The sequence below is a fragment of the Azohydromonas lata genome, from assembly GCF_034427735.1.
In the GTDB taxonomy this organism is placed as follows: Bacteria; Pseudomonadota; Gammaproteobacteria; order Burkholderiales; family Burkholderiaceae_C; genus Azohydromonas; species Azohydromonas lata.
Map to the genome: position 1 here is coordinate 1 of NZ_JAXOJX010000044.1, position 19,324 is coordinate 19,324.

Here is a 19,324-nt window from a genome sequence, read left to right on the forward strand (position 1 = left end):
CGCCACGCCCTGCAACGCCACCGTGGCCGCGCTGGGCTTGTGCGAACCCTGAACACCCAGAGGGAGGACACCGAGATGGACATCACCAGAACCGCCCGCACCGCCGCCGCATTGGCCTGCGGCCTGGCCGCCTTCGCCGCGCAGGCCGGCAGCGTGGACTACAAGATCGTCACCGCCTCCGAGCGTGGCACCTACATCCAGATCGGCCGCGACCTGGCGCGCTTCGTGGCGCCGGAGGCCGACATCAACCTGGAGTCGCTGCCCTCCGCCGGCTCCGCCGAGAACGTGCAACGCCTGCGCAGCGAGCCCGGCGTGAAGCTGGCGCTGGTGCAGTCGGACGTCTACCAGGCCTTCCTGGACCGCGCCGCGGCCGGCAACCCGCAGGCGGCCGAGACCATCAAGCCGCTGCGCGTGGTCATGCCGCTCTACAACGAGGAGATCTACTTCATCACCCGTGCCGACTCGTCGCTGCAGAACGTGCACGACATCAAGGACGCCCGGATCAACGTCGGCCCGCTGCTCAGCGGCACGGCGCTGTCGGCCACCACGCTCTACAAGCAGCTGTTCGGCAAGCCGCTGCCCGACGGCCAGGCCAGCTACCTCAGCAACGAGGACGCGCTGGTCAAGCTCACGGTGGACAAGAGCATCGACGTGGTGGTGGCCGTGGCCGGGCAGCCGGCCAAGCTGCTGGTGGACATGAAGGCCGAGGCCCGGCAGCTCATTCGGCTGCTCAAGTTCGACCAGAACAACCCCGCCAGCAAGGCCGCGCTGCAGACCTACTTCCCCTCCACCATCAAGGCCAGCAACTACCCCAACCTGCTGGCGGAGGACGTGCCGGGCGTGGCGGTGAAGGCCTTCCTCGTGACCTACAACTACGGCGGCAGCGACACCAGCAAGTACCTCAACCGCTTCGCCCGCTCGCTGTGCCACAACTTCGCCACGCTGCAGGCCGAGGGCCACCCGAAGTGGAAGGAAGTGAACCTGGCCCTGCCGCCGCTGGGCAAGGGCTGGACGTACTACTCGCCCATGGCGCGCGAGATGAACGCCTGCCTGGCCGATTCGCAGCAGGCCCGCAGCGGCGCCACCCCCGCGCCGCGGCCCATACAGCCCGTGGTCAACTCGCAGTGCCCGCAGCAGGAGCGCATCCTGGGGCTGTGCCGCTGAACGCACGCGCCGGCCGGATCACATCACCCCCCGCCCCCGCTCCCGCCCAAGCCGCCGGACAACCCGGCGGCTTTTTTGTGCCCGGCGCGGCCTGCGGCGCTTTCAGCGCTGCGACAGCTTGAACCCGATCATCGCCCTCAGCTTGTTGGGCAGCACCGGCTTGATGAGCAGGTGGAAGTCGTGCGCCGCAGCCTCGTTCTCCAGCCCGCTGAGGGTGCTGCCGGTGATGACGATGGCCGGCAGCCGCTGCCCCGCCCAGCGCTGGCGCAGCAGGGACAGCGCCTCCAGCCCGGAGCGGGCCTCGGGCAGCCGGTAGTCCACGATGAGCAGGTCCGGCCGCGGCAGCTCGGCGCCGCCGCGGGTCCAGGCCTCCAGCGGGGCGACGGCGTCGAAGTCCAGCACCTGCGCGCCCCAGGCCTTGAGCAGCACCACCAGGCCCTCGCGCACCGCGGGCTCGTCCTCCACCACCACGATGCGCCGGCCCTCCAGGCTCAGGCCCAGCGCCGCCTTGGAGCCGCCCGGGGCCAGCGGCTGCGCCGGCGGCGCCTGTAGCCGTCCCGGCGCTACTTCCAGGCTGAAGACGGTGCCGTGGCCCACGCGGGAGCGCACCGTCAGCGGCGCGTCCATCAGGTCGGCCAGGCGCTTGACGATGGCCAGCCCCAGGCCCAGGCCTTTGCGCTGGTGCGGCTCCAGCGGGCGCTGGCTGTTGACCTGGTAGAACTCGTCGAAGATGCGCGGCAGCGCCGTGTCGCTGATGCCTATGCCGCTGTCCCACACCTGCAGCAGCAGCGCGTCGCCGCGGCGGCGGCAGGTGACGAGCACGCCGCCGTCCTCGGTGTAGCGGATGGCGTTGCTCACCAGGTTGCGCAGGATGCGCTCCACCACCACCGGGTCGGCCTGCACCACGTGCGACTCGCCCCGGAAGCTCAGCGCCAGCCCCTTCTCGAACGCGCTGGGCTCGAAGTGCAGCCGCAGCCGCGCGAACACCTCGCGCAGCACCACGGGCTGGGGTTTCAATTCCACGCCGCCCGTGTCGATGCGGGTGATGTCCAGCAGCTCGCCGAACAGGCCCTCCAGCGCGTCCACGCTCTCGTTGATGCTGTTGACCAGCGCGGCCACGTCCGGGTCGTGGCAGCGCTGGCGCAGCGTCTCGGCGAACAGGCCCATGGCGTGCAGCGGCTGGCGCAAGTCGTGGCTGGCGGCGGCGAAGAATTGCGTCTTGGCGCGGCTGGCGGCTTCGGCGGCGCGGCGCGCGTCCTCGGCGGCGGCTTTTTCCACGCGCAGTTGCGCGGCGAGCTGGTCGGTGCGCAGCTTGAGGTCTATGGCCAGCGCCAGCGAGCTGCGGTAGGTGCGCGCCATGAGCCACACGGCGCCGAACAGGATGCACAGGATGAGCGCGATCTGCAGGTGAAACGGGTGCGTGGTGTCGCTGGCCACGCGCGCCACCGTGGGCAGCAGCACCAGGCACAGGAAGGCGACGAACAGCCGCGGCTGGCCGGCGAGCATCTGCACCGAGCCCACGCAGTAGCTGTAGATGATGAGCAGCAGCGCCACCTGGTGCGAGGGCGTGCCCAGGCTCCAGAACATCCAGGCTGCCACGCCCCAGCAGGTGCCCTGCAGCAGCGCCAGCACCCGCCAGCTCCCGCGCCAGGCCAGCAGCGTCGCCTGGTCGGCGTCGGGCTGGCGCCTGAACCGCAGGTAATGCGCCAGCCGCACGCTCCACAGCACCGCCACCACGCCCACCCAGCCGAAGAGCCGCCAGGGCTCGGCCACGCTGCGGTAGAAGGCCACCACCAGCAGCACGCCCACGAGGTTGCCGGCCAGCGTGGCCGGGGTCTGGGTGTAGAGGGCGCGCGCGTGCTCCAGCTGCCGGGCGTCGGCGGGCGGTGCGTCCGCCTCGGCCCTGGGCTTGAGCTTGAACGCGTGGACGGCCGGCAGCACGTTGCCCAGCATCGCGGACTTACCAGCGCGGCGTGGTGGTGGCCACGGCCGGCGCGCCGCCCTGCTGCTGCGTCATGCGGCTCACGGCCAGCACGGCCTGCGTGCGCGTGCTGACGTTGAGCACCCGCAGCACGGCGGCCACGTGGTCCTTGACCGTCTCCACCGACAGGTTCAGCTCCCGCGCAATGAGCTTGTTGGGCAGCCCCTGCAGCAGCTTGCCCAGCACCTCGTTTTGCCGCGGCGTGAGCCCGGCGACGTTGGGCACGCCGGGCACCAGGGGCACGCCCGCTTGGGCGCCATGCCCGCCGCCATGCAGCCCTGCCAGCGCCTGCGCGCGCGGCGGCACCAGCGGCGCGGGCGACGGCTCGCGCACCTCCGGCGCGCTGGCCAGCCCCGTGGGCATGGGCGGCACGAAGATGCCGCCGGACATCACCAGCCGCAGCGCCTCGAACAGCAGCTCGTTGGAGGCGCGCTTGGGCACGAAGCCCATGGCGCCCAGGTCGATGGCGCGCAGCACGTCGGCGGCGCGGTCGGTACCCGACACCACGACGACGGGCAGCGCCGGATGATCGCGGCGCATCTCGGCCAGCACGTCGAAGCCGTCGGCGTCGCCGAGCTGCAGGTCCAGCAGCAACAGGTCGTGGTCCGCGTCCTCGGCCAGCTTCTGGCGCAGCTCACGCGCGCTGGCCGAGGTGGTCACGCTCACGTCGCTGCCCAAGCCGCGAATCACGCCCTGCAAGGCCGAAAGGATGAGCGGATGGTCGTCAACGAGCAGCACTTTCATTGCCGGTTCTCCAGTGCATTCATATGTGTGCAGCGTACCCCTACGTTGCGCGGGTAACAGTCACGACCGGTTACCGCCACTCCATGGGCTATCGTGGCGTTTTCCCCATGCACCCCTGGTTGAGACCGATGTACTTGCTCGCGCCGACACTGCCTTTTCCGCTTCCCTTGACCGCCGGGAGCGCGTGATGGCGGCGGAGCTGCAGGCCGCGGCGGGCGCGGCGATGGAAGAGGCGTCCAGCGGCTGGCTGGTGTCCAGCCTGGTGTACCTGGGCGCCGCGGTGATCGCCGTGCCGCTGGCGCGGCGGCTGGGCCTGGGGTCCATCCTGGGCTACCTGGGCGCGGGCATCGCCATAGGCCCCTGGGGGCTAGACCTCGCGGGCGACGCGCAGTCCATGCTGCACTTCTCCGAGTTCGGCGTGGTGCTGATGCTGTTCCTGGTCGGCCTGGAGCTGGAGCCGCGGCGGCTGTGGGCGCTGCGCCGGCCCATCTTCGGCTGGGGCAGCGTGCAACTGCTGGGCTCGGCCGCGCTGGTGGCCGGCGCGGCCATGTGGCTGGACCACGCACCCGGGCGCATGGCGCTGGTCGCGGCGCTTGGGCTGGCGCTGTCCTCCACCGCCATCGGCCTGACGGAGCTGGCCGAGCGCAACCTCAAGGGCACGGCCGCGGGCGGCGGCGTGCTAGGCGTGGCGCTGCTGCAGGACATCGCGGCCATTCCCATCCTGGCGCTCATTCCCATCCTGGCCGGCGTGCCGCACGAGACGGTGGCAGGTGACGGCTGGGACGCCTGGCCCGCGGCGCTGCGCGCGGCGCTGGTCATCGGCGCGGTGGTGTTGGGCGGACGCCTGCTGCTGCGCCCGGCCCTGCGCTGGAGCGCGCGCAGCCGCACGCCGGAGGTGTTCACCGCCGCGTCGCTGCTGCTGGTGGTGGCGACCTCGGCGCTGATGCAGGCCGCGGGGCTGTCCATGGCGCTGGGGGCCTTCCTGGCCGGCGTGCTGCTGGCCGACAGCGAGTACCGCCGCCAGCTCGAAACGGACCTGGAGCCGTTCAAGGGGCTGCTGCTGGGCCTGTTCTTCATGGCCGTGGGCATGGGCGTGGACTTCTCCGTGGTGATGGCGCGGCCCGTGGCGCTGGCGGTGGTGGTGATCGTCTTCGTCTCGCTCAAGGCGCTGCTGCTGACGGCCATGACCATTCCCATGAAGCTGCCGCCGGCCGAGCGGCCGGTGTTCGTGCTGCTGCTGGCACAGGGCGGCGAGTTCGGCTTCGTGGTGTTCCAGGCCGCGGCGCAGCGCGGGGTGATGGACGCGGGCACGGCCTCGCTGCTGGTGGCGGCGGTGGCGCTGTCCATGGCGCTGACGCCGCTGCTGCTCAAGGCCAGCGACCGCTGGCTGTGCCCGCGCCTGGCGCGAGCGCGCGACCACGGCGACCTGCCCGTGCTGGAGGAGCCGCAGCAGGCGCCAGTGATCATCGCGGGCTTCGGCCGCTACGGCCAGGTGGTGGGCCGGCTGCTGGCGGCGCAGGGCCTGTCGGCCACGGTGCTGGAGCACGACGCCGACCAGGTGGAAACGGTGCGGCGCTTCGGCTGGCGCGTGTTCTTCGGCGACGCCACGCGGCTGGACCTGCTGCGCACCGCCGGCGCCCAGCAGGCCAAGGTGATGGTGGTGGCCATCGACGACGTGGCGCAGAGCCTGGCGGTGGTGGACGTGGTCAAGCAGCACTTCCCGCAACTGCAAGTGGTGGCGCGGGCGCGCAACGTGACCCACTACTACGGCCTGCGCTCGCGCGGCGTGGCGCTGATAGAGCGCGAGACCTTCGACGCCGCGCTGGCCAGCGCGCGCAGCGTGCTGGAGCTCATGGGCTACGACAAGGCCTACGCGCACACGCAGGCGCAGCGCTTCCGCGAGCACAGCGTGGAGCTGCTGGAGCAGATGGCGCCGCACTTCGGCGACGAGCAGCGCCTGATCGCCATGGCGCGCCAGGGCCGCGACCAGTTGGAAGCCCTGTGGGCCCGCGAGCGCGCCGAGCGCGAAGCCGCCCTGGCCGCGGCGCGCAAGGCGCCCACGGTGGAGGCGGCGGCGCTGCCCTCGCCCGCGGTGGCGGCACGGGTGCGGACGGAGCCACCCGGGGCAGGATGAGTCAGGGCGCGGTGCGGTCCCTCACCTCACCGCATCCCAAACCAGCTTCACCCCCGTGAGCAGCATCCCCAGCGAGAACAGCCCATAGAACACCCGCTGCGAGATGCGCCGCACCACGTGCACGCCCACCCACACGCCCACGGGCGCCAGCGGCATGAGCACCAGCGAGGTGGCGAGGTTGCGCAGGTCGATCAGCCCAAGCCAGGCATACGGAATCCACTTGGACGTGTTCACCGCCGTGAAGAACACCGCCGTCGTGGCCGTGAACTGCACGGGCGTGAGGCGCAGCGGCAGCAGGTAGAACGCGGCCGGCGGCCCGCCGGCGTGCGCCACGAAGCTGGTGAAGCCGGAGGTCACGCCGAGCGCGAAGCCCAGCCAGCGCGGCGGCGGCGGCGCGTCCGCGCGCGGCGGGAAGAACCAGCGTATGGCCAGGAAGGCCAGCGTGATGCCGCCCACCATGCCCGCCACCACCTTGGCCGAGAGCAGGTTGAACAGCAGCGTGCCCAGCACGGTGCCCAGGAGGCCCGCGGGCAGCAGCAGCCGGATGAGCTTGCGGTCGAACTCGCGCAGGAAGACGGCCAGGCCCAGCGCGTCCATCACCGCCAGCAGCGGCAGCATGATGGCCGCGGCCTGCGGCACGGGCACGGCCAGCGCCATCAGCGGCACGGCCAGGGCGCCGAAGCCCGCGCCGAAGCCGCTCTTGGCCAGCCCCATGAGCACCACGGCGGGAATGGCCACGGCGTAGAAGCCGGGGTCGCTGATCACCGAAGGCAGCATGGCGTGGCAAAAGCAGGGGCAACGCCGCGGCGACAATGCGCGCCGCTGCGGGGAGGTAGGCAGGGCATGGGGAGACTTCCGGATTTGTGGGGCGCATTGTCCACGGCGCAACTGGCCATCGAAGTCGTGGCGACGCTGTCCTTCGCGCTGTCGGGCATGGTGGAAGCCGCGCGCAAGCGGCTCGATGCCGTGGGCGTGTGCGTGGTGGCCGGCCTCACCGCGTTTGGCGGCGGCACGCTGCGCGACGTGCTGCTGGACCGCCGGCCCTTCTTCTGGGTGCAGCACGCCGGCTGGGTGTGGGCGCTGCTCGGGCTGGCCATGGTCGCCATGCTGTTCATGCGCTCGCGCCACCTGCAGCCCACCGAGCGCGCCATGCTCTGGCCGGACGCGCTGGGCCTGGGCCTGTACGCGGCCAGCGGCACGCAGATCGCGCTGCAGGCGCAGATGCCGCCGCTCATCGCCGTGCTCATGGGCGTGGTGTCGGCCTCCTTCGGCGGCGTGCTGCGCGACATCGTGTGCAACCAGATCCCGTCGGCCTTCAGCGACCACCGCCCCTACGCGGCACTGGCCTTTGCCGGCGGCTGGACGGTGGTGGGCGTGCAGACGCTGGGCGGGTCGGACGAGGCCGCCCTGGCCGTGGGCGCGCTGGTGGCCAGCAGCCTGCGCCTCATCACCCTGGGGCTGGACTGGCGCGTGCCGGCCTGGCGCATCGACGACGACCAGCGGCACTGAGCCCCACGCGGGGCCGGGGCAAGGCGGACGGCGACAATTGCGGGATGTTCCAACCTTCCCAACACGACGTACGCCACTTCTTCTGCGAGGTCTGGCGCAAGCACCGCGAGGGCGGCGTGCTCACGCCCATGGAGGCCGTGGCCGCGCCCTGGGTGGCCGAGCACCCCGAGTACCACGACGAGCTCGCCGACCTTCAGGCCGCGCTGGCGGCGGACTACAAGGTGGAGAACGGGCGGGTGAACCCCTTCCTGCACCTGTCCATGCACCTGTCCATCACGGAGCAGGTGTCCATAGACCAGCCCCGCGGCATCAAGCAGGCGTTCGAGCTGCTGGCGGCCAAGCTGGGCTCGGCCCACGACGCACAGCACGAAGTCATGGAATGCCTGGGCGAGATGATCTGGGCCTCGCAGCGCTCCGGCCTGCCCCCGGACGGCCAGGCCTATTTGGAATGCGTGCGCAAAAGGGCGACCACACGGTAAACAAAATATCCCCGCCCCGGCAAACGGAAAGGCGAATTGCCAAAATATTGGGCAATTCGCCTTTTTGCATTCCAATCAATTCAAAACAAGCACAAAATAAAACTCAAAATCAAACCTGCAAATCAAATTCAACAGTCAAATTCAGCCGTCAAATTCGCTGGAAATACACCCCAAAGGCATCAGTCCATGGGCGGCCACACTTCCGCGACCAGCCGCGAATCGCCGGGGCTCCAGCAGCGGCCGGGCAAAAAGGAGCTGCCGATCTGGTCCAGGTGGTCTTCGACGTAGTACATATTCACGTCCAGGGCCACATGCTCCTGGACAGCGAAAAACCTGATGCTGGCCGGGTCGAGGTGGAAACTCCACTCCGGGTTGTAGGGCATGGACTGGGGAATGACGCACCCTGCCACGTGAATCCTGATTTTTTCCTGACCCGCCAATATCCGGCGCGCGTCGTCTATCTTCAGCGGATCGTTCAGCTCGAACACGAAACCACGCTCATGCAAATCCGCGTCACTGCCGTCCGCGTTGATGAATCTGAACCAGGCAGCACCCATTTTCCTCTCCTGAAAAGCCCGCCTTTGGCGAGCGGAAGCAGTAGCCCAAGCGGCTGCAATGCGCACTCGAAAAAAACCTGGGTACGACAATCAATTTTCAGCAGATTTCCAAAACAGCCGGAATTCTTGAATCGACGCCAGGGACTGGCGAAATCATCGGTGCGCGTCTCCAAGCAAACTCGTCAATAATCGTTTGAGTGGTGCCAAAAAGTTAAATTCACCGAGTGAATCTCTTTATGCGCAACAAAATCAAAGCGCAATTTCGCAAAAAAGAAGAAAACAAACGAAGAGAAGCGCCAGGCTCCTGAAGCTTGGGGGAGGATTCACCCTGACAAGGCAAGGCATTTGGCCGGCCGGCTTATTCAGCGGGCAGCCATGCACTGTTTTTCATGAGCCCCCACGCTGCGGCAGCATTTGCGGAGCGTTCAGTCGCGCTCTATGCGTGCGTAGGCCGAATGGTTGTGAATGCTTTCGAAATTCTCGACGTCCACCGAATAGCGGCCCAGGCGCGGGTCGGCATTCAGGCGCAGCGCGACTTCGCGCACCAGGTCTTCAACGAAGCGCGGGTTTTCGTAGGCGCGCTCCGTGATCCACTTTTCGTCGCTGCGCTTGAGCAGCGGCCAGATTTCGCTGGAGGCGCTTTCCTCGGCGAATCGCACCAGCTCATGCCATTGCACGGGCTGCAGCAGCTCGGCGCGGATGGTCACCAGCGAGCGCTGGTTGTGCGCGCCGTAATCCGAGATTTCCTTGCTGCAGGGGCAAAGGCTTTTCACCGGCACGCCGACCTCGGCCCACACCGCGGTGGCGCCGGCACGGGTTTCGGCGATCCAGCGGCCCTGGTAATCCAGCAGGCTGCAAACGCCCGATACCGGCGCGCGCTTCTTGAGGAAAAAAGAGAAGCGGGCTTCGATGCGGCCCTCGGTGGCGTGAAGGCGTTCCAGCATGGCGGCCAGTTGGGCGCGCAGCAGCGGCGCGTCCAGCGGCTGCTGCGCGGCGTCCAGCTCGTTGAGCCAGGCCACGAAGCGCGACATGTGCGTGCCCTTCTGGTCGGCGGGCAGCTTCACGTCCAGGTCCCACAGCGCCGCCACGGGCAGCGGCGCGCCGGCCACGCGCAGCAGCAGCGGGTAGCGCACGTCCTTCACGCCCACCCGGTGTATCGCCAGGCGGCGCTCGTCGCGTTCGCTCTGGGTATCGGGAATGTGCAGCGCGTGTGAAGGATGGGTCATGGCGGGTTTGTTTTTGGCGGCTGTGCCGCCCTGGCCGGCGGCGGCGCACGGCGAAAGCTTGTCATCAAAAGCGGGCGCGACGCCGCGGCGGGCCCGCCGGCATGCTGCATTGCAGCAATAAATACCGGTTTGGGCCGGGCCGCGGGCCGCGGCGCCCGCGGCCGGCGTTCAGCCGTTGGCGGCGGCCGGCGGGATGACCAGCGCCGGCTTGTGGCCGAAGCGCTTGAGCACCGATTGTTCGATGCCGGCGGCATCCAGCCCCTGCATGGCCAGCAGTTTGGCCGGGTCGCCGTGCTCGATGAACTCGTCGGCCAGGCCCAGCGTGAGCACCGGCGTGTCCAGGCCGGCGGCCTGCAGCGCTTCCAGCACCGCGGAACCCGCGCCGCCCATCACGCAACCCTCCTCCACCGTCACGATGGCCTCGTGCGTGCGCGCCAGCTCCTTCACCAGGGCCGTGTCCAGCGGCTTGACGAAGCGCATGTTGGCCACCGTGGCGTCGAGCTTGTCCGCCGCTTCCAGGGCGGGGTACAGCAGCGTGCCGAAGGCCAGGATGGCGATGCGCTGGCCGCGCCGGCGCACCTCGCCCTTGCCCCAGGGCCACTGCACGAAGCCGGGCTGCACGGCGCGGCCCACGCCCGCGCCGCGCGGGTAGCGCACGGCCACGGGGTGCTGCTGCGCGTAGGCGGTGGACAGCGCGGTGCGGCACTCGTCCTCGTCCGCCGGGGCGAGCAGGCTGACGTTGGGCACGCAGCGCAGGTAGGCGATGTCGTAGGCGCCGGCGTGCGTGGCGCCGTCGGCGCCCACCAGGCCGGCGCGGTCCAGCGCGAAGACCACGGGCAGGTTCTGCAGCGCCACGTCGTGGATGAGCTGGTCGTAGGCGCGCTGCAGGAAGGTGGAATAGATGGCCACCACCGGCTTGAGCCCTTCGCAGGCCAGGCCCGCGGCGAAGGTGACGGCGTGCTGCTCGGCGATGCCCACGTCGAAGTAGCGGCCCGGGAAGCGCTGGTGGAACTCCACCATGCCGGAGCCCTCGCGCATGGCCGGGGTGATGCCCACGAGCTTGGTGTCGGCCTCGGCCATGTCGCACAGCCACTGGCCGAAGACCTGGGTGAAGGTGGGCTTCGGGGGCGTGGCCGGCTTGACCAGGCCCAGCGCCGGGTCGAACTTGCCGGGGCCGTGGTAGGCGATGGGGTCGGCCTCGGCGAGCTTGTAGCCGTAGCCCTTCTTGGTGACCACGTGCAGGAACTGCGGGCCCTTCTTGTGGCGCAGGTTCTCCAGCGTGGGGATGAGGGCGTCGAGGTCGTGGCCGTCAATGGGGCCGACGTAGTTGAAGCCGAACTCCTCGAAGATGGTGCCGGGGATGACCATGCCCTTGGCGTGCTCCTCGAAGCGGCGCGCCAGCTCCAGCAGCGGCGGCGCGTTCTTGAGCACGCTCTTGGCGCCCTCGCGCGCGGCGGCGTAGAACTTGCCGCTCATGAGCCGCGCCAGGTACTTGTTGAGCGCGCCCACGGGCGGGCTGATGGACATGTCGTTGTCGTTGAGCACCACCAGCATGTTGGCCGGCAGCCCCGCGTGCGGCACGCCGGCGTTGTTCAGGGCCTCGAAAGCCATGCCGGCGGTCATGGCGCCGTCGCCGATGATGGCCACGGCGTGGCGGTTCTCGCCCTTGAGCTGCGCCGCCAGCGCCATGCCCAGCGCGGCGGAGATGGACGTGGAGCTGTGCGCGGTGCCGAAGGTGTCGTAGTCGCTCTCGTCGCGGCGCGGGAAGCCGCTGACGCCGCCCAACTGGCGCAGCGTGTTCATGCGCTCGCGCCGTCCGGTGAGGATCTTGTGCGGGTAGGTCTGGTGGCCCACGTCCCACACCAGGCGATCGTGCGGCGTGTCGAACACGGCGTGCAGCGCGATGGTCAGCTCCACCGTGCCCAGGTTGCTGGAGAGGTGGCCGCCGGTGCGGCTGACGCTGTGCAGCAGGAAGTCGCGCAGCTCGTGCGCCAGCAGTTTGAGCTCGGCGCGCGAGAGCCGGCGCAGGTCAGCCGGGCCGTGGATCGTTTCGAGCAAGGGATGAGCGTTCATCGGTGCGGTGGTGCGGCGCGCGGCGCCGGTAAATCAGCTGTCGCGGTCCACGACCTTGTCAGCCAGGGCCGCGAGGCGGGCGGTGCCGGGAAGGCCGCAGCGGTGCAGCGCCGCATGGGCCTGGTCGCGCAGCTCGACGGCGTGACGGCGTGCGGCCTCCAGGCCCAGCACCGAGACGTAGGTCGGCTTGTTGTCGTTGAGATCCTTGCCGGCGGTCTTGCCCAGGGTATGCGATTCCTGGGTGACGTCCAGGATGTCGTCCACGACCTGGAAGGCCAGGCCCAGCGCGGCGCCGTAGTCGGACAGCCCCTGCAGCGCGGTGGCATCGAGCTGCCCGCAGGCCGCGCCCATGAGCACGCTGCCCTGCAGCAGCGCGCCGGTCTTGCGGCGGTGCATGTCACGCAGCGCGGCCTCGTCCAGCGGGCGGCCGACGCTGGCCAGGTCTATGGCCTGGCCGCCGGCCATGCCGGCGTGGCCCGCGGCGCGCGCCAGCAGCGCGCACAGCCGGGCCTGCAGCGCGGGGGCGATGCTGTCGTCCTGCGGCGTGAGCACCTCGAAGGCCAAGGCCTGCATGGCGTCGCCGGCGAGCATGGCCTGCGCCTGGCCGTAGCGCACGTGCACGGTGGGCTTGCCGCGGCGCAGCACGTCGTTGTCCATGCAGGGCAGGTCGTCGTGCACCAGGGAATAGGCGTGGATGAGCTCCACGGCGGCCGCCGCGCGCAGCGCCGCGGGGCGCTGGCCGCCCACGGCCTCGCAGGCGGCCATCACCAGCAGCGGGCGCAGCCGTTTGCCGCCGTCGAGCACGCCGTAGCGCATGGCCTCGCCCAGGCCCGCGGGCGCGTCGGCGGGCACCCATTGCTGCAGCGCGCACTCGACCTCGTCGAGCACGGCCTGCATCCAGGCTTCCAGAGTCATGTCGTTCATGCGCCCGTCCAGGGCTTGAGCTGGCCGTCTTCGAGCAGCTTCACCTGCTCCTCCACCGCCTGCAGGCGGCCACGGCACAGCGTGAGCAGCTCCGCGCCGCGCTTGTAGCTGTCCAGCAGCCGGTCCAGCGGCAACTGGCCGTCCTCCATCGCCTGCACCAGGCGTTCCAGCTCGGCCAGCGCGTCTTCGTAGCTGGCGGGCTCGGTCAATTTTTTGTCGGTGGCGGGCGAACGCGGCATTTCGTGAGGCGAAAAAAGCGAGGGGTGATTGTAGTCAGCCCGCCTTTCCGCACCCTGGCGCGCGGCTGCTGTCCATGGAACGCGTGCGCGGCGCAACCCACCACACCCTACAAATCAACACGTGCGGCCCGATTTCGTGAAGGACTTTGCACCCCCCACCGGCGCCCCTCCCCCCCCTGGCTACAATCCGCCCCCTGCCTTCCGCCCGGAAGGCATATTTCCATCCCACCCTCAAGTCTTGTGGTGGGCGGGTTGACATTGGTTTTTGGAGATCCTGGGGATCATGTCCGACCTGAGCATCAGCCTTGAAGCTCTTGAGCGCAGCCGCTCGCAACTGTCAGTTTCCACCTATTTTGATGAGGCGTTGTTCCGCAATGAACAGCGACTGATCTTCCAGCCTGGCCCGCGCTACCTCGGGCACGAGTTGGCCGTGCCTGAGGTGGGCGACTACTACGCGCTGCCGCAGGAAGGCGAAGGCCGGGCCCTGGTGCGCACGCCCAAGGGGCTGGAGCTGATCTCCAACGTCTGCCGCCATCGCCAGGCCGTGATGCTGCGCGGCCGCGGCAACACCAAGCAAAACGTGGTGTGCCCGCTGCACCGCTGGACCTACGACCTGCACGGCCAACTGCTGGGCGCGCCGCACTTCGCGCACGACCCCTGCCTGAACCTCAACAACTACAAGGTCCGCACCTGGAACGGCCTGGTGTTCGAGGACAACGGCCGCGACATCGCCGCGGACCTCGCCGGCATGGGCCCGCTCGCCTCGCTGGACTTCAAGGGCTACGTGCTCGACAAGGTCCAGGTGCACGAGTGCAACTACAACTGGAAGACCTTCATCGAGGTCTACCTGGAGGACTACCACGTCGGCCCCTTCCACCCGGGCCTGAGCGGCTTCGTCACCTGTGACGACCTGCGCTGGGAGTTCGCCAAGGAGTACTCGGTGCAGACCGTGGGCGTCAACAACGCCTTCAAGCCGGGCTCGGACGTCTACAAGCTCTGGCACGAGGCCGTGCTCAAGTACGGCGAAGGCAAGCGGCCCATGCAGGGCGCCATCTGGCTGACCTACTACCCGAACATCATGGTCGAGTGGTATCCCAACGTGCTGGTGGTCTCCACGCTGTTCCCGACCAGCCTGGGCAAGACGACCAACCTCGTCGAGTTCTACTACCCCGAGGAAATCGCCGCCTTCGAGCGCGAGTTCGTCGAGGCCCAGCAGGCCGCCTACATGGAAACCTGCATCGAGGACGACGAGATCGGCGAGCGCATGGACGCCGGCCGCCTGGCCCTGCTCAAGCGCGGCGAGGACGAGGTCGGCCCCTACCAGAGCCCCATGGAAGACGGCATGCAGCACTTCCACGAGTGGTACCGCCGCGTCATGGGCGACGCGCTCACCGGGCCGCGGTGACGCGCAGGCGGCCGGCTCACGCTCGCGGCGGGCCGGCAGCCCCTGCGGCGGCCCAGGGCACACGCGAACGCGGCGTGTCCGGCCGCCGTTTCCATTTCAGCGGGCCGCGCGGCCTGCACGGTGCCCCCAGCGCAGACGGAGCCGCCTGATGCCGTGGTGGCCCGGGCGCTGGCTGCTCCTGCTGATGCCGCTGGCCGTGGTGGCACTGCTGCTGTGGGCGGCGCCGCGCCTGCAGGGCTGGACGCACTGGCAGGCCATGGAGCAGCGCGTGGCGGCCCTGGTTGGGCGCTGCAAGCATCCCCGCGTGGTGGCGGCGGCCATGGACATCTCGGCCTTGGGTTCGTCCACGCTGGTGGGCCTGTTGGGCGTGGTGGCCGTGCCCGCGCTGTGGGCCGCCGGCGGCACCGACGCCGCGCTGGCCCTGGCGCTGGCCACGGCGCTGCCCGGTCCGCTTGGGCGCTGGCTCAAGCACCGCACGCAACTGGTGCGGCCCGCCGACTCGCGCAGCATCACTTTTGGGAGCTCCTTCCCCAGCAACCACACGCTCATGGCCAGCGCGTGGTGGCTCACGGCCGCCGCCCTCACCGCCCCGCTCATGCCCACCGACGCGCTGCGCAACGGCGCCTGGCTCCTGGGCGTGCTGCTGCCGCTGGCCGTGGGCGGCTCGCGCGTGGCGTTGGGCGCGCACCACGTGGCTGACGTGGTGGCGGGGTGGCTCCTGGGTTTTGGGCTGGCGCTGTCCCTGGTCACACCCAGCATGTGAAGGTGTGGCACGCCGGTTGCCTGGAGCTGACAATCCCCATTAGGGAGGTACTTATCTCATGCAGGCGTTGTGGAACACGGTGCGCGACGATCACCAGACGATTCGCATCTACCTTGAAAAGATCGATGGCCTCAGGCGCGAGCGCCCGCAACTGCGTTGCGCCGCGCTGCGCGAGCTGCTGGCCTTCGTGGCCGCGCGCGACGCGGCCCTGGCCGAAGTGCTGCCTCTGGCCGGCGCCCCTGAACATGCCGCGCAGGCGCTGCAGGCGCGCCGGCGGGCCTGCCGCCACGCCCTCTTCCAGGGCCTGCGCATGGAGCCCGACAGCACGGCGTGGTGGGGGTTCTTCGCCGACGGGCGCAGGCGGCTGATGGCCGGCATGCGCTGGGAAGAGATGCTGCTGCGCCGCATGCACCAGCCGCGCGACGAGGAAGCGCTGCTGGACGCCTACGTGGACCGCCGCGAACGGCTGCTGCCCCACGCCCGCGCGCAGCTCGACCGGCTGCAGGCCCGCCCCGAGCACGAAGAGCTGCCCCTGCGCGCCGCCGCCTGACGCGCCGGCCGCACCCCCGACGCCCGCTTTCTCCGTTTTCCCGTTTCCTTGACTCGCGGCCGCCTACCGGGCGGCCGTTGTTTTTGGCGGGCGTCCGACAATCGCGGGATGCCCGCTCCGCTGCTGATCCTCTGCGCCTCCCTTTGCTTCGCCACCATGGGCCTGTGCATCAAGCTGGCTTCGGCGCAGTACGCCACGGCGGAAATCGTCTTTTATCGGGGGCTCGTCGGCGCGGTGGCCATCGCCGTGATGGCGCCTTTGCGCGGCGGCACGCTGAGGACGCGGCTGCTGGCCCAGCACGGCAAGCGCAGCCTCACCGGCGTGTGCGCGCTGTCGCTGTGGTTCCACGCCCTGGCCGGGCTGCCGCTGGCCACGGCCATGACGCTGAACTACATGTCCTCGGTGTGGATGGCGGCCTTCCTGGTGCTGGGCGTGCTGCTGCCGAGCGCCAAGGGGCGCGTGGACGCCCGGCTGGTGACGGCCGTGCTGGCCGGCTTTGCCGGCGTGGTGCTCGTCCTGCAGCCCACCATCACGCGCGAGCAGCTCGGCTACGGGCTGGCCGGGCTGGTGTCGGGCGTGCTGGCCGCCTCGGCCTACCTGCAGGTTCAGGCGCTGGGCCGCGCCGGGGAGCCGGAGTACCGCGTGGTCTTCTATTTCTCCTTGGGCGGCATGGCCGCGGGCGCGCTAGGCATGGCCTTCACGGGCCTGCACGCCCACGACGCGCGCGGCCTCGTGCTGCTGCTGGCCACGGGCGCGCTGGCCACGCTGGGCCAGATGCTCATGACCCGCGCCTACGCCATCGGCCGCACGCTGAGCAACGCCAGCCTGCAATACAGCGGCATCGTGTTCTCGGTGGTGCTGGGCACGCTGGTGTTCGGCGATCCGCTCACGCTCACCGCGCTGGCGGGCATCGCCCTCATCGTCGCCGCCGGGCTGGCCGCCACCTGGCTGCGCAGCCGGGGCGCCGCGGCCGGCTGAAGCGCCGCGCGCTTTGCGGCGGCCGGCCGCCTAAATTCCATTCCCGTTGGAACAAGCGGGGCGCAGGCCCTTCCAACACCCCAAGCGGCACAACCCTCCCGGCACCGGCCGGCGCGCAAAGCCCCGCCCGCGCCGCACACAATGCCGGCTTCCCGTGGACGAAGACGCTCGAACATGCCCTACCGCACCCTGATCACCGTGGCCGAGCTGCAGGCGCTGCAGCGCGAGGGCCAGCCCCCGCTGCTGCTGGACTGCGGCTTCGACCTGGCCGACCCCGCCGCCGGCGAGCGCGCCTACGCCCAGGGCCACCTGCCCGGCGCTCACTACGCGCACCTGGAGCGCGACCTCAGCGCCCCGGCCGTGCGCGACGCCCAAGGCCGCTTTCCCGGCCGCCATCCGCTGCCCTCGCGCGACGCTCTGGCCGCGCTGCTGGGCCAGCTTGGGCTGAAGCCCGGCGTGCAGGCCGTGGCCTACGACGCGCAGGGCGGCATGTTCGCCGCGCGCGCCTGGTGGCTGCTGCGCTGGCTGGGCCACGAGGCCGTGGCGGTGCTGGACGGCGGCCGCCAGGCCTGGGCCGGGGCCGGCGCCCCGCTGGACAGCGCCGTGCCCGCGCGCGACGCGTCCGCGGCGCCCTACGCGATGGGGCCGGCCACCATGCCCACGCTGCAGGCCGGCGAGCTGCTGGAGAACCTGGGCCGCGTGCGCATCCTGGACGCCCGCGCCCCCGAGCGCTATCGCGGCGACACCGAGCCGCTGGACGCCGTGGCCGGCCACATCCCCGGCGCGCTCAACCGCTTCTTCAAGCTCAACCTGCTCCCGGACGGCCGCTTCAAGAGCGCACAGGCGCTGCGCGAGGAATTCGCCCCGCTGCTGGCCGGCGGCGAGGCGTCCGCCCTGGTGCAGCAGTGCGGCTCCGGCGTGACCGCCTGCCACAACCTGCTGGCGCTGGAGCACGCCGGATGGGCCGGCAGCCCGCTCTACCCCGGTTCCTGGAGCGAGTGGTGCTCCGACCCGGCAAGGCCCGTGGCCAGGGCTTGACCCCCGTCAAGGCAAGACCCCGCCGCGGCGCGACACTTCTTACACGGCCCTTTCGAACGAGGGCACAGAAAAAGGAGATCGATCTATGTACAAGCGCATCCTGGTTCCCACCGACGGTTCCGAAATCACCGCCAAGGCCGTGCGCCAGGCCATAGAGCTGGCCAAGCTGTGCGGCGCGGAGCTGCTCGCGCTCAGCGCCAAGGAGCCCTTCCCCTACGGCGCCATTTCGGAGATGCAGCCCACGCCGCCGCAGGAGTTCTTCGACGCGCAGGAGCGCATCGCCAGCCAGCGCATCAACAGCGTGCTGGAGGCGGCGCAGTCCGCCGGCGTCGCGTGCAAGGCCCACACCATCGAGGCGCTGCACCCCTGGGAAGCCATTTGCGAGCACGCCAAGGAGCAGGCGTGCGACCTCATCGTCATGGCCTCGCACGGCCGCCGCGGCGTCGCGGCGCTGCTGCTGGGCAGCGAGACGCAGAAGGTGCTCACGCACGCCACCATCCCCGTGCTGGTCGTGCGCTGATACGGACTCACAGGGAGAGCCGCGCGCAGCCGCTGCAGCGCGCGGCGTCAGAGGCTTGGCGCCGGGAGCGTGGATTACCGCGCCCCGGCGTTTTTCTTTGCGCCGTCAACGGCCGCCATGGGCACCGCCGCCGCGCCGGGCGCCTGGACGTCAGTGGTGCAGCATGCGCGTGGCCACCAGCACCACGCCCAGGCCCGTGGCGAGCCAGCCCAGTTGCGCGAGGGTGTCGCGCAGGCTCAAGCGCCGCTGCAGTTGCGGCAGCAGGTCCGCCACCGCGACATAGATGAAGCTGCTGGAGGCCACGACCAGGAGGTAGGGGAACAGCGGCTTCCAGGGCTCCACCACCAGGTAGCCCACCACGCCGCCGACCACGGAGGCCAGGCCCGACATGGCGTTGTAGACCAGGGCGCGCTGCCGGGAGAGGCCGGCGTTGAGCAGCACGATGTAGTCGCCGACCTCCTGCGGTATCTCGTGCAGGATCACCGCCAGCGCCGTGGCGATGCCCAACTGCGTGTCCGACAGGAAGGCCGCGGCGATGATGATGCCGTCGCAGAAGTTGTGGATGCTGTCGCCCAGCAGCACGCTCCAGCCGCCCTTGCCGGCCTGCTCGGCGTCGAAGCCGTGGTGGTGGTGGTGGTGCGGGTCGTCGCCCTCGTGGTGGTGGCCGTGGCGGTAGAGCTCGGCCTTTTCCAGCAGGAAGAAGAACAGCAAGCCGGCCAGCAGCGCCAGGAACAGGCTGTGCGGGTCCGCGTCCCCCTCGAAAGCCTCGGGCAACACGTTGATCAGCGCCGTGCCCAGCAGCACGCCCGCGGACAGGCTCACCAGGCTCTTGACCAGCCGCCCAAGCACGCTGAGCGTGAGCTGCGCAGCGATCAGGACCGACAGCAGACCGCCCAACAGCGTGGCGACAACGATGTACGCAAGCGTCATGGAACAGGGGGCGACCGCGTTCGTCACGCGGTCAACAGTAAGGACGGGCCGCGCCACGGCAGGCGCGGCGGGTGGGGGGCGCGCATCTTAGCAACCGCCCGCGGCGGCGG

General features: G+C 70.2%; 19 protein-coding genes. 10 read left to right on the top strand and 9 right to left on the bottom strand.

Going from position 1 to position 19,324, the window contains the following annotated elements; genetic code table 11:
- Positions 1-75 precede the first annotated feature (75 nt).
- Complete coding sequence (locus SM757_RS22850; protein ID WP_322467165.1) at positions 76-1,164, top strand: TAXI family TRAP transporter solute-binding subunit; 1,089 nt, start codon at positions 76-78, stop codon at positions 1,162-1,164.
- 102 nt (positions 1,165-1,266) lie between these two features.
- On the opposite strand, the gene SM757_RS22855 is transcribed toward SM757_RS22850, so the two are convergent.
- Both SM757_RS22855 and SM757_RS22860 read right to left on the bottom strand, forming a co-directional pair.
- On the bottom strand, positions 1,267-3,117 hold the full coding sequence (locus SM757_RS22855) for an ATP-binding protein (RefSeq protein ID WP_084267696.1): 1,851 nt from the start codon (positions 3,115-3,117) through the stop codon (positions 1,267-1,269).
- Between the two features lie 7 nt (positions 3,118-3,124).
- Positions 3,125-3,889 carry a response regulator gene (locus SM757_RS22860; RefSeq protein ID WP_066339146.1) on the bottom strand — a complete coding sequence of 255 codons (765 nt, stop codon included), beginning with the start codon at positions 3,887-3,889 and terminating at the stop codon, positions 3,125-3,127.
- Positions 3,890-4,076: 187 nt separating this feature from the next.
- On the opposite strand from SM757_RS22860, the gene kefC reads away from it, so the two are divergent.
- Positions 4,077-6,023: a glutathione-regulated potassium-efflux system protein KefC gene (gene kefC, locus SM757_RS22865; protein ID WP_407655794.1), complete on the top strand. Its 1,947-nt coding sequence runs from the start codon at positions 4,077-4,079 to the stop codon at positions 6,021-6,023.
- A gap of 21 nt (positions 6,024-6,044) precedes the next feature.
- Here kefC and SM757_RS22870 read toward each other — a convergent pair whose 3' ends face one another.
- Positions 6,045-6,800 carry a sulfite exporter TauE/SafE family protein gene (locus tag SM757_RS22870; protein WP_066339147.1) on the bottom strand — a complete coding sequence of 252 codons (756 nt, stop codon included), beginning with the start codon at positions 6,798-6,800 and terminating at the stop codon, positions 6,045-6,047.
- A 66-nt stretch (positions 6,801-6,866) separates the two neighbouring features.
- On the opposite strand from SM757_RS22870, the gene SM757_RS22875 reads away from it, so the two are divergent.
- Both SM757_RS22875 and SM757_RS22880 read left to right on the top strand, forming a co-directional pair.
- On the top strand, positions 6,867-7,532 hold the full coding sequence (locus SM757_RS22875; RefSeq protein ID WP_066339151.1) for a trimeric intracellular cation channel family protein: 666 nt from the start codon (positions 6,867-6,869) through the stop codon (positions 7,530-7,532).
- Between the two features lie 44 nt (positions 7,533-7,576).
- Entirely contained in the window at positions 7,577-8,011 is a 435-nt protein-coding gene (locus tag SM757_RS22880) for a DUF1841 family protein (RefSeq protein ID WP_066339153.1), read from the top strand.
- 179 nt (positions 8,012-8,190) lie between these two features.
- Here SM757_RS22880 and SM757_RS22885 read toward each other — a convergent pair whose 3' ends face one another.
- The 5 genes from SM757_RS22885 to xseB form a co-directional block, all read right to left on the bottom strand.
- Positions 8,191-8,568: a BP74-related protein gene (locus SM757_RS22885; protein WP_322467166.1), complete on the bottom strand. Its 378-nt coding sequence runs from the start codon at positions 8,566-8,568 to the stop codon at positions 8,191-8,193.
- A gap of 425 nt (positions 8,569-8,993) precedes the next feature.
- Positions 8,994-9,794, bottom strand: a complete 801-nt coding sequence (gene folE2, locus SM757_RS22890) for a GTP cyclohydrolase FolE2 (protein WP_066339156.1) — start codon at positions 9,792-9,794, stop codon at positions 8,994-8,996.
- Between the two features lie 168 nt (positions 9,795-9,962).
- Positions 9,963-11,867, bottom strand: a complete 1,905-nt coding sequence (gene dxs, locus SM757_RS22895; RefSeq protein ID WP_066339159.1) for a 1-deoxy-D-xylulose-5-phosphate synthase — start codon at positions 11,865-11,867, stop codon at positions 9,963-9,965.
- 33 nt (positions 11,868-11,900) lie between these two features.
- Positions 11,901-12,791 carry a polyprenyl synthetase family protein gene (locus SM757_RS22900; protein WP_066339160.1) on the bottom strand — a complete coding sequence of 297 codons (891 nt, stop codon included), beginning with the start codon at positions 12,789-12,791 and terminating at the stop codon, positions 11,901-11,903.
- Positions 12,788-13,030 (bottom strand): exodeoxyribonuclease VII small subunit, encoded by a 243-nt coding sequence (gene xseB / locus SM757_RS22905; RefSeq protein WP_066339163.1) that lies wholly within the window; start codon positions 13,028-13,030, stop codon positions 12,788-12,790. The genes SM757_RS22900 and xseB overlap by 4 nt, the downstream gene beginning before the upstream one ends.
- Before the next feature lie 283 nt (positions 13,031-13,313).
- Between xseB and SM757_RS22910 the strand changes: the two genes are divergently transcribed.
- The 6 genes from SM757_RS22910 to SM757_RS22935 all read left to right on the top strand — a co-directional run bounded on the left by SM757_RS22910 (position 13,314) and on the right by SM757_RS22935 (position 18,284).
- Positions 13,314-14,435, top strand: coding sequence for an aromatic ring-hydroxylating oxygenase subunit alpha (locus SM757_RS22910; RefSeq protein WP_322467167.1), 1,122 nt, complete (start codon positions 13,314-13,316; stop codon positions 14,433-14,435).
- Positions 14,436-14,583: 148 nt separating this feature from the next.
- Entirely contained in the window at positions 14,584-15,198 is a 615-nt protein-coding gene (locus SM757_RS22915; protein ID WP_322467168.1) for a phosphatase PAP2 family protein, read from the top strand.
- Positions 15,199-15,256: 58 nt separating this feature from the next.
- Entirely contained in the window at positions 15,257-15,748 is a 492-nt protein-coding gene (locus tag SM757_RS22920; RefSeq protein ID WP_066339169.1) for a hypothetical protein, read from the top strand.
- A 108-nt stretch (positions 15,749-15,856) separates the two neighbouring features.
- On the top strand, positions 15,857-16,726 hold the full coding sequence (locus SM757_RS22925) for a DMT family transporter (RefSeq protein WP_322467169.1): 870 nt from the start codon (positions 15,857-15,859) through the stop codon (positions 16,724-16,726).
- Between the two features lie 174 nt (positions 16,727-16,900).
- Positions 16,901-17,764: a sulfurtransferase gene (locus tag SM757_RS22930; RefSeq protein WP_322467170.1), complete on the top strand. Its 864-nt coding sequence runs from the start codon at positions 16,901-16,903 to the stop codon at positions 17,762-17,764.
- Between the two features lie 85 nt (positions 17,765-17,849).
- Complete coding sequence (locus SM757_RS22935; protein ID WP_066339177.1) at positions 17,850-18,284, top strand: universal stress protein; 435 nt, start codon at positions 17,850-17,852, stop codon at positions 18,282-18,284.
- Between the two features lie 150 nt (positions 18,285-18,434).
- On the opposite strand, the gene SM757_RS22940 is transcribed toward SM757_RS22935, so the two are convergent.
- Positions 18,435-19,214 (bottom strand): ZIP family metal transporter, encoded by a 780-nt coding sequence (locus SM757_RS22940; RefSeq protein WP_066339179.1) that lies wholly within the window; start codon positions 19,212-19,214, stop codon positions 18,435-18,437.
- Between the last annotated feature and the right edge of the window lie 110 nt (positions 19,215-19,324).

Bases quoted from the DNA above. Each gene is read 5' to 3' on its own strand.
- SM757_RS22850 (WP_322467165.1), top strand. From the start codon at position 76: ATGGACATCACCAGAACCGCCCGCACCGCCGCCGCATTGGCCTGCGGC.
- SM757_RS22855 (WP_084267696.1), bottom strand. From the start codon at position 3,117: ATGCTGGGCAACGTGCTGCCGGCCGTCCACGCGTTCAAGCTCAAGCCC.
- SM757_RS22860 (WP_066339146.1), bottom strand. From the start codon at position 3,889: ATGAAAGTGCTGCTCGTTGACGACCATCCGCTCATCCTTTCGGCCTTG.
- kefC (WP_407655794.1), top strand. From the start codon at position 4,077: ATGGCGGCGGAGCTGCAGGCCGCGGCGGGCGCGGCGATGGAAGAGGCG.
- SM757_RS22870 (WP_066339147.1), bottom strand. From the start codon at position 6,800: ATGCTGCCTTCGGTGATCAGCGACCCCGGCTTCTACGCCGTGGCCATT.
- SM757_RS22875 (WP_066339151.1), top strand. From the start codon at position 6,867: ATGGGGAGACTTCCGGATTTGTGGGGCGCATTGTCCACGGCGCAACTG.
- SM757_RS22880 (WP_066339153.1), top strand. From the start codon at position 7,577: ATGTTCCAACCTTCCCAACACGACGTACGCCACTTCTTCTGCGAGGTC.
- SM757_RS22885 (WP_322467166.1), bottom strand. From the start codon at position 8,568: ATGGGTGCTGCCTGGTTCAGATTCATCAACGCGGACGGCAGTGACGCG.
- folE2 (WP_066339156.1), bottom strand. From the start codon at position 9,794: ATGACCCATCCTTCACACGCGCTGCACATTCCCGATACCCAGAGCGAA.
- dxs (WP_066339159.1), bottom strand. From the start codon at position 11,867: ATGAACGCTCATCCCTTGCTCGAAACGATCCACGGCCCGGCTGACCTG.
- SM757_RS22900 (WP_066339160.1), bottom strand. From the start codon at position 12,791: ATGAACGACATGACTCTGGAAGCCTGGATGCAGGCCGTGCTCGACGAG.
- xseB (WP_066339163.1), bottom strand. From the start codon at position 13,030: ATGCCGCGTTCGCCCGCCACCGACAAAAAATTGACCGAGCCCGCCAGC.
- SM757_RS22910 (WP_322467167.1), top strand. From the start codon at position 13,314: ATGTCCGACCTGAGCATCAGCCTTGAAGCTCTTGAGCGCAGCCGCTCG.
- SM757_RS22915 (WP_322467168.1), top strand. From the start codon at position 14,584: ATGCCGTGGTGGCCCGGGCGCTGGCTGCTCCTGCTGATGCCGCTGGCC.
- SM757_RS22920 (WP_066339169.1), top strand. From the start codon at position 15,257: ATGCAGGCGTTGTGGAACACGGTGCGCGACGATCACCAGACGATTCGC.
- SM757_RS22925 (WP_322467169.1), top strand. From the start codon at position 15,857: ATGCCCGCTCCGCTGCTGATCCTCTGCGCCTCCCTTTGCTTCGCCACC.
- SM757_RS22930 (WP_322467170.1), top strand. From the start codon at position 16,901: ATGCCCTACCGCACCCTGATCACCGTGGCCGAGCTGCAGGCGCTGCAG.
- SM757_RS22935 (WP_066339177.1), top strand. From the start codon at position 17,850: ATGTACAAGCGCATCCTGGTTCCCACCGACGGTTCCGAAATCACCGCC.
- SM757_RS22940 (WP_066339179.1), bottom strand. From the start codon at position 19,214: ATGACGCTTGCGTACATCGTTGTCGCCACGCTGTTGGGCGGTCTGCTG.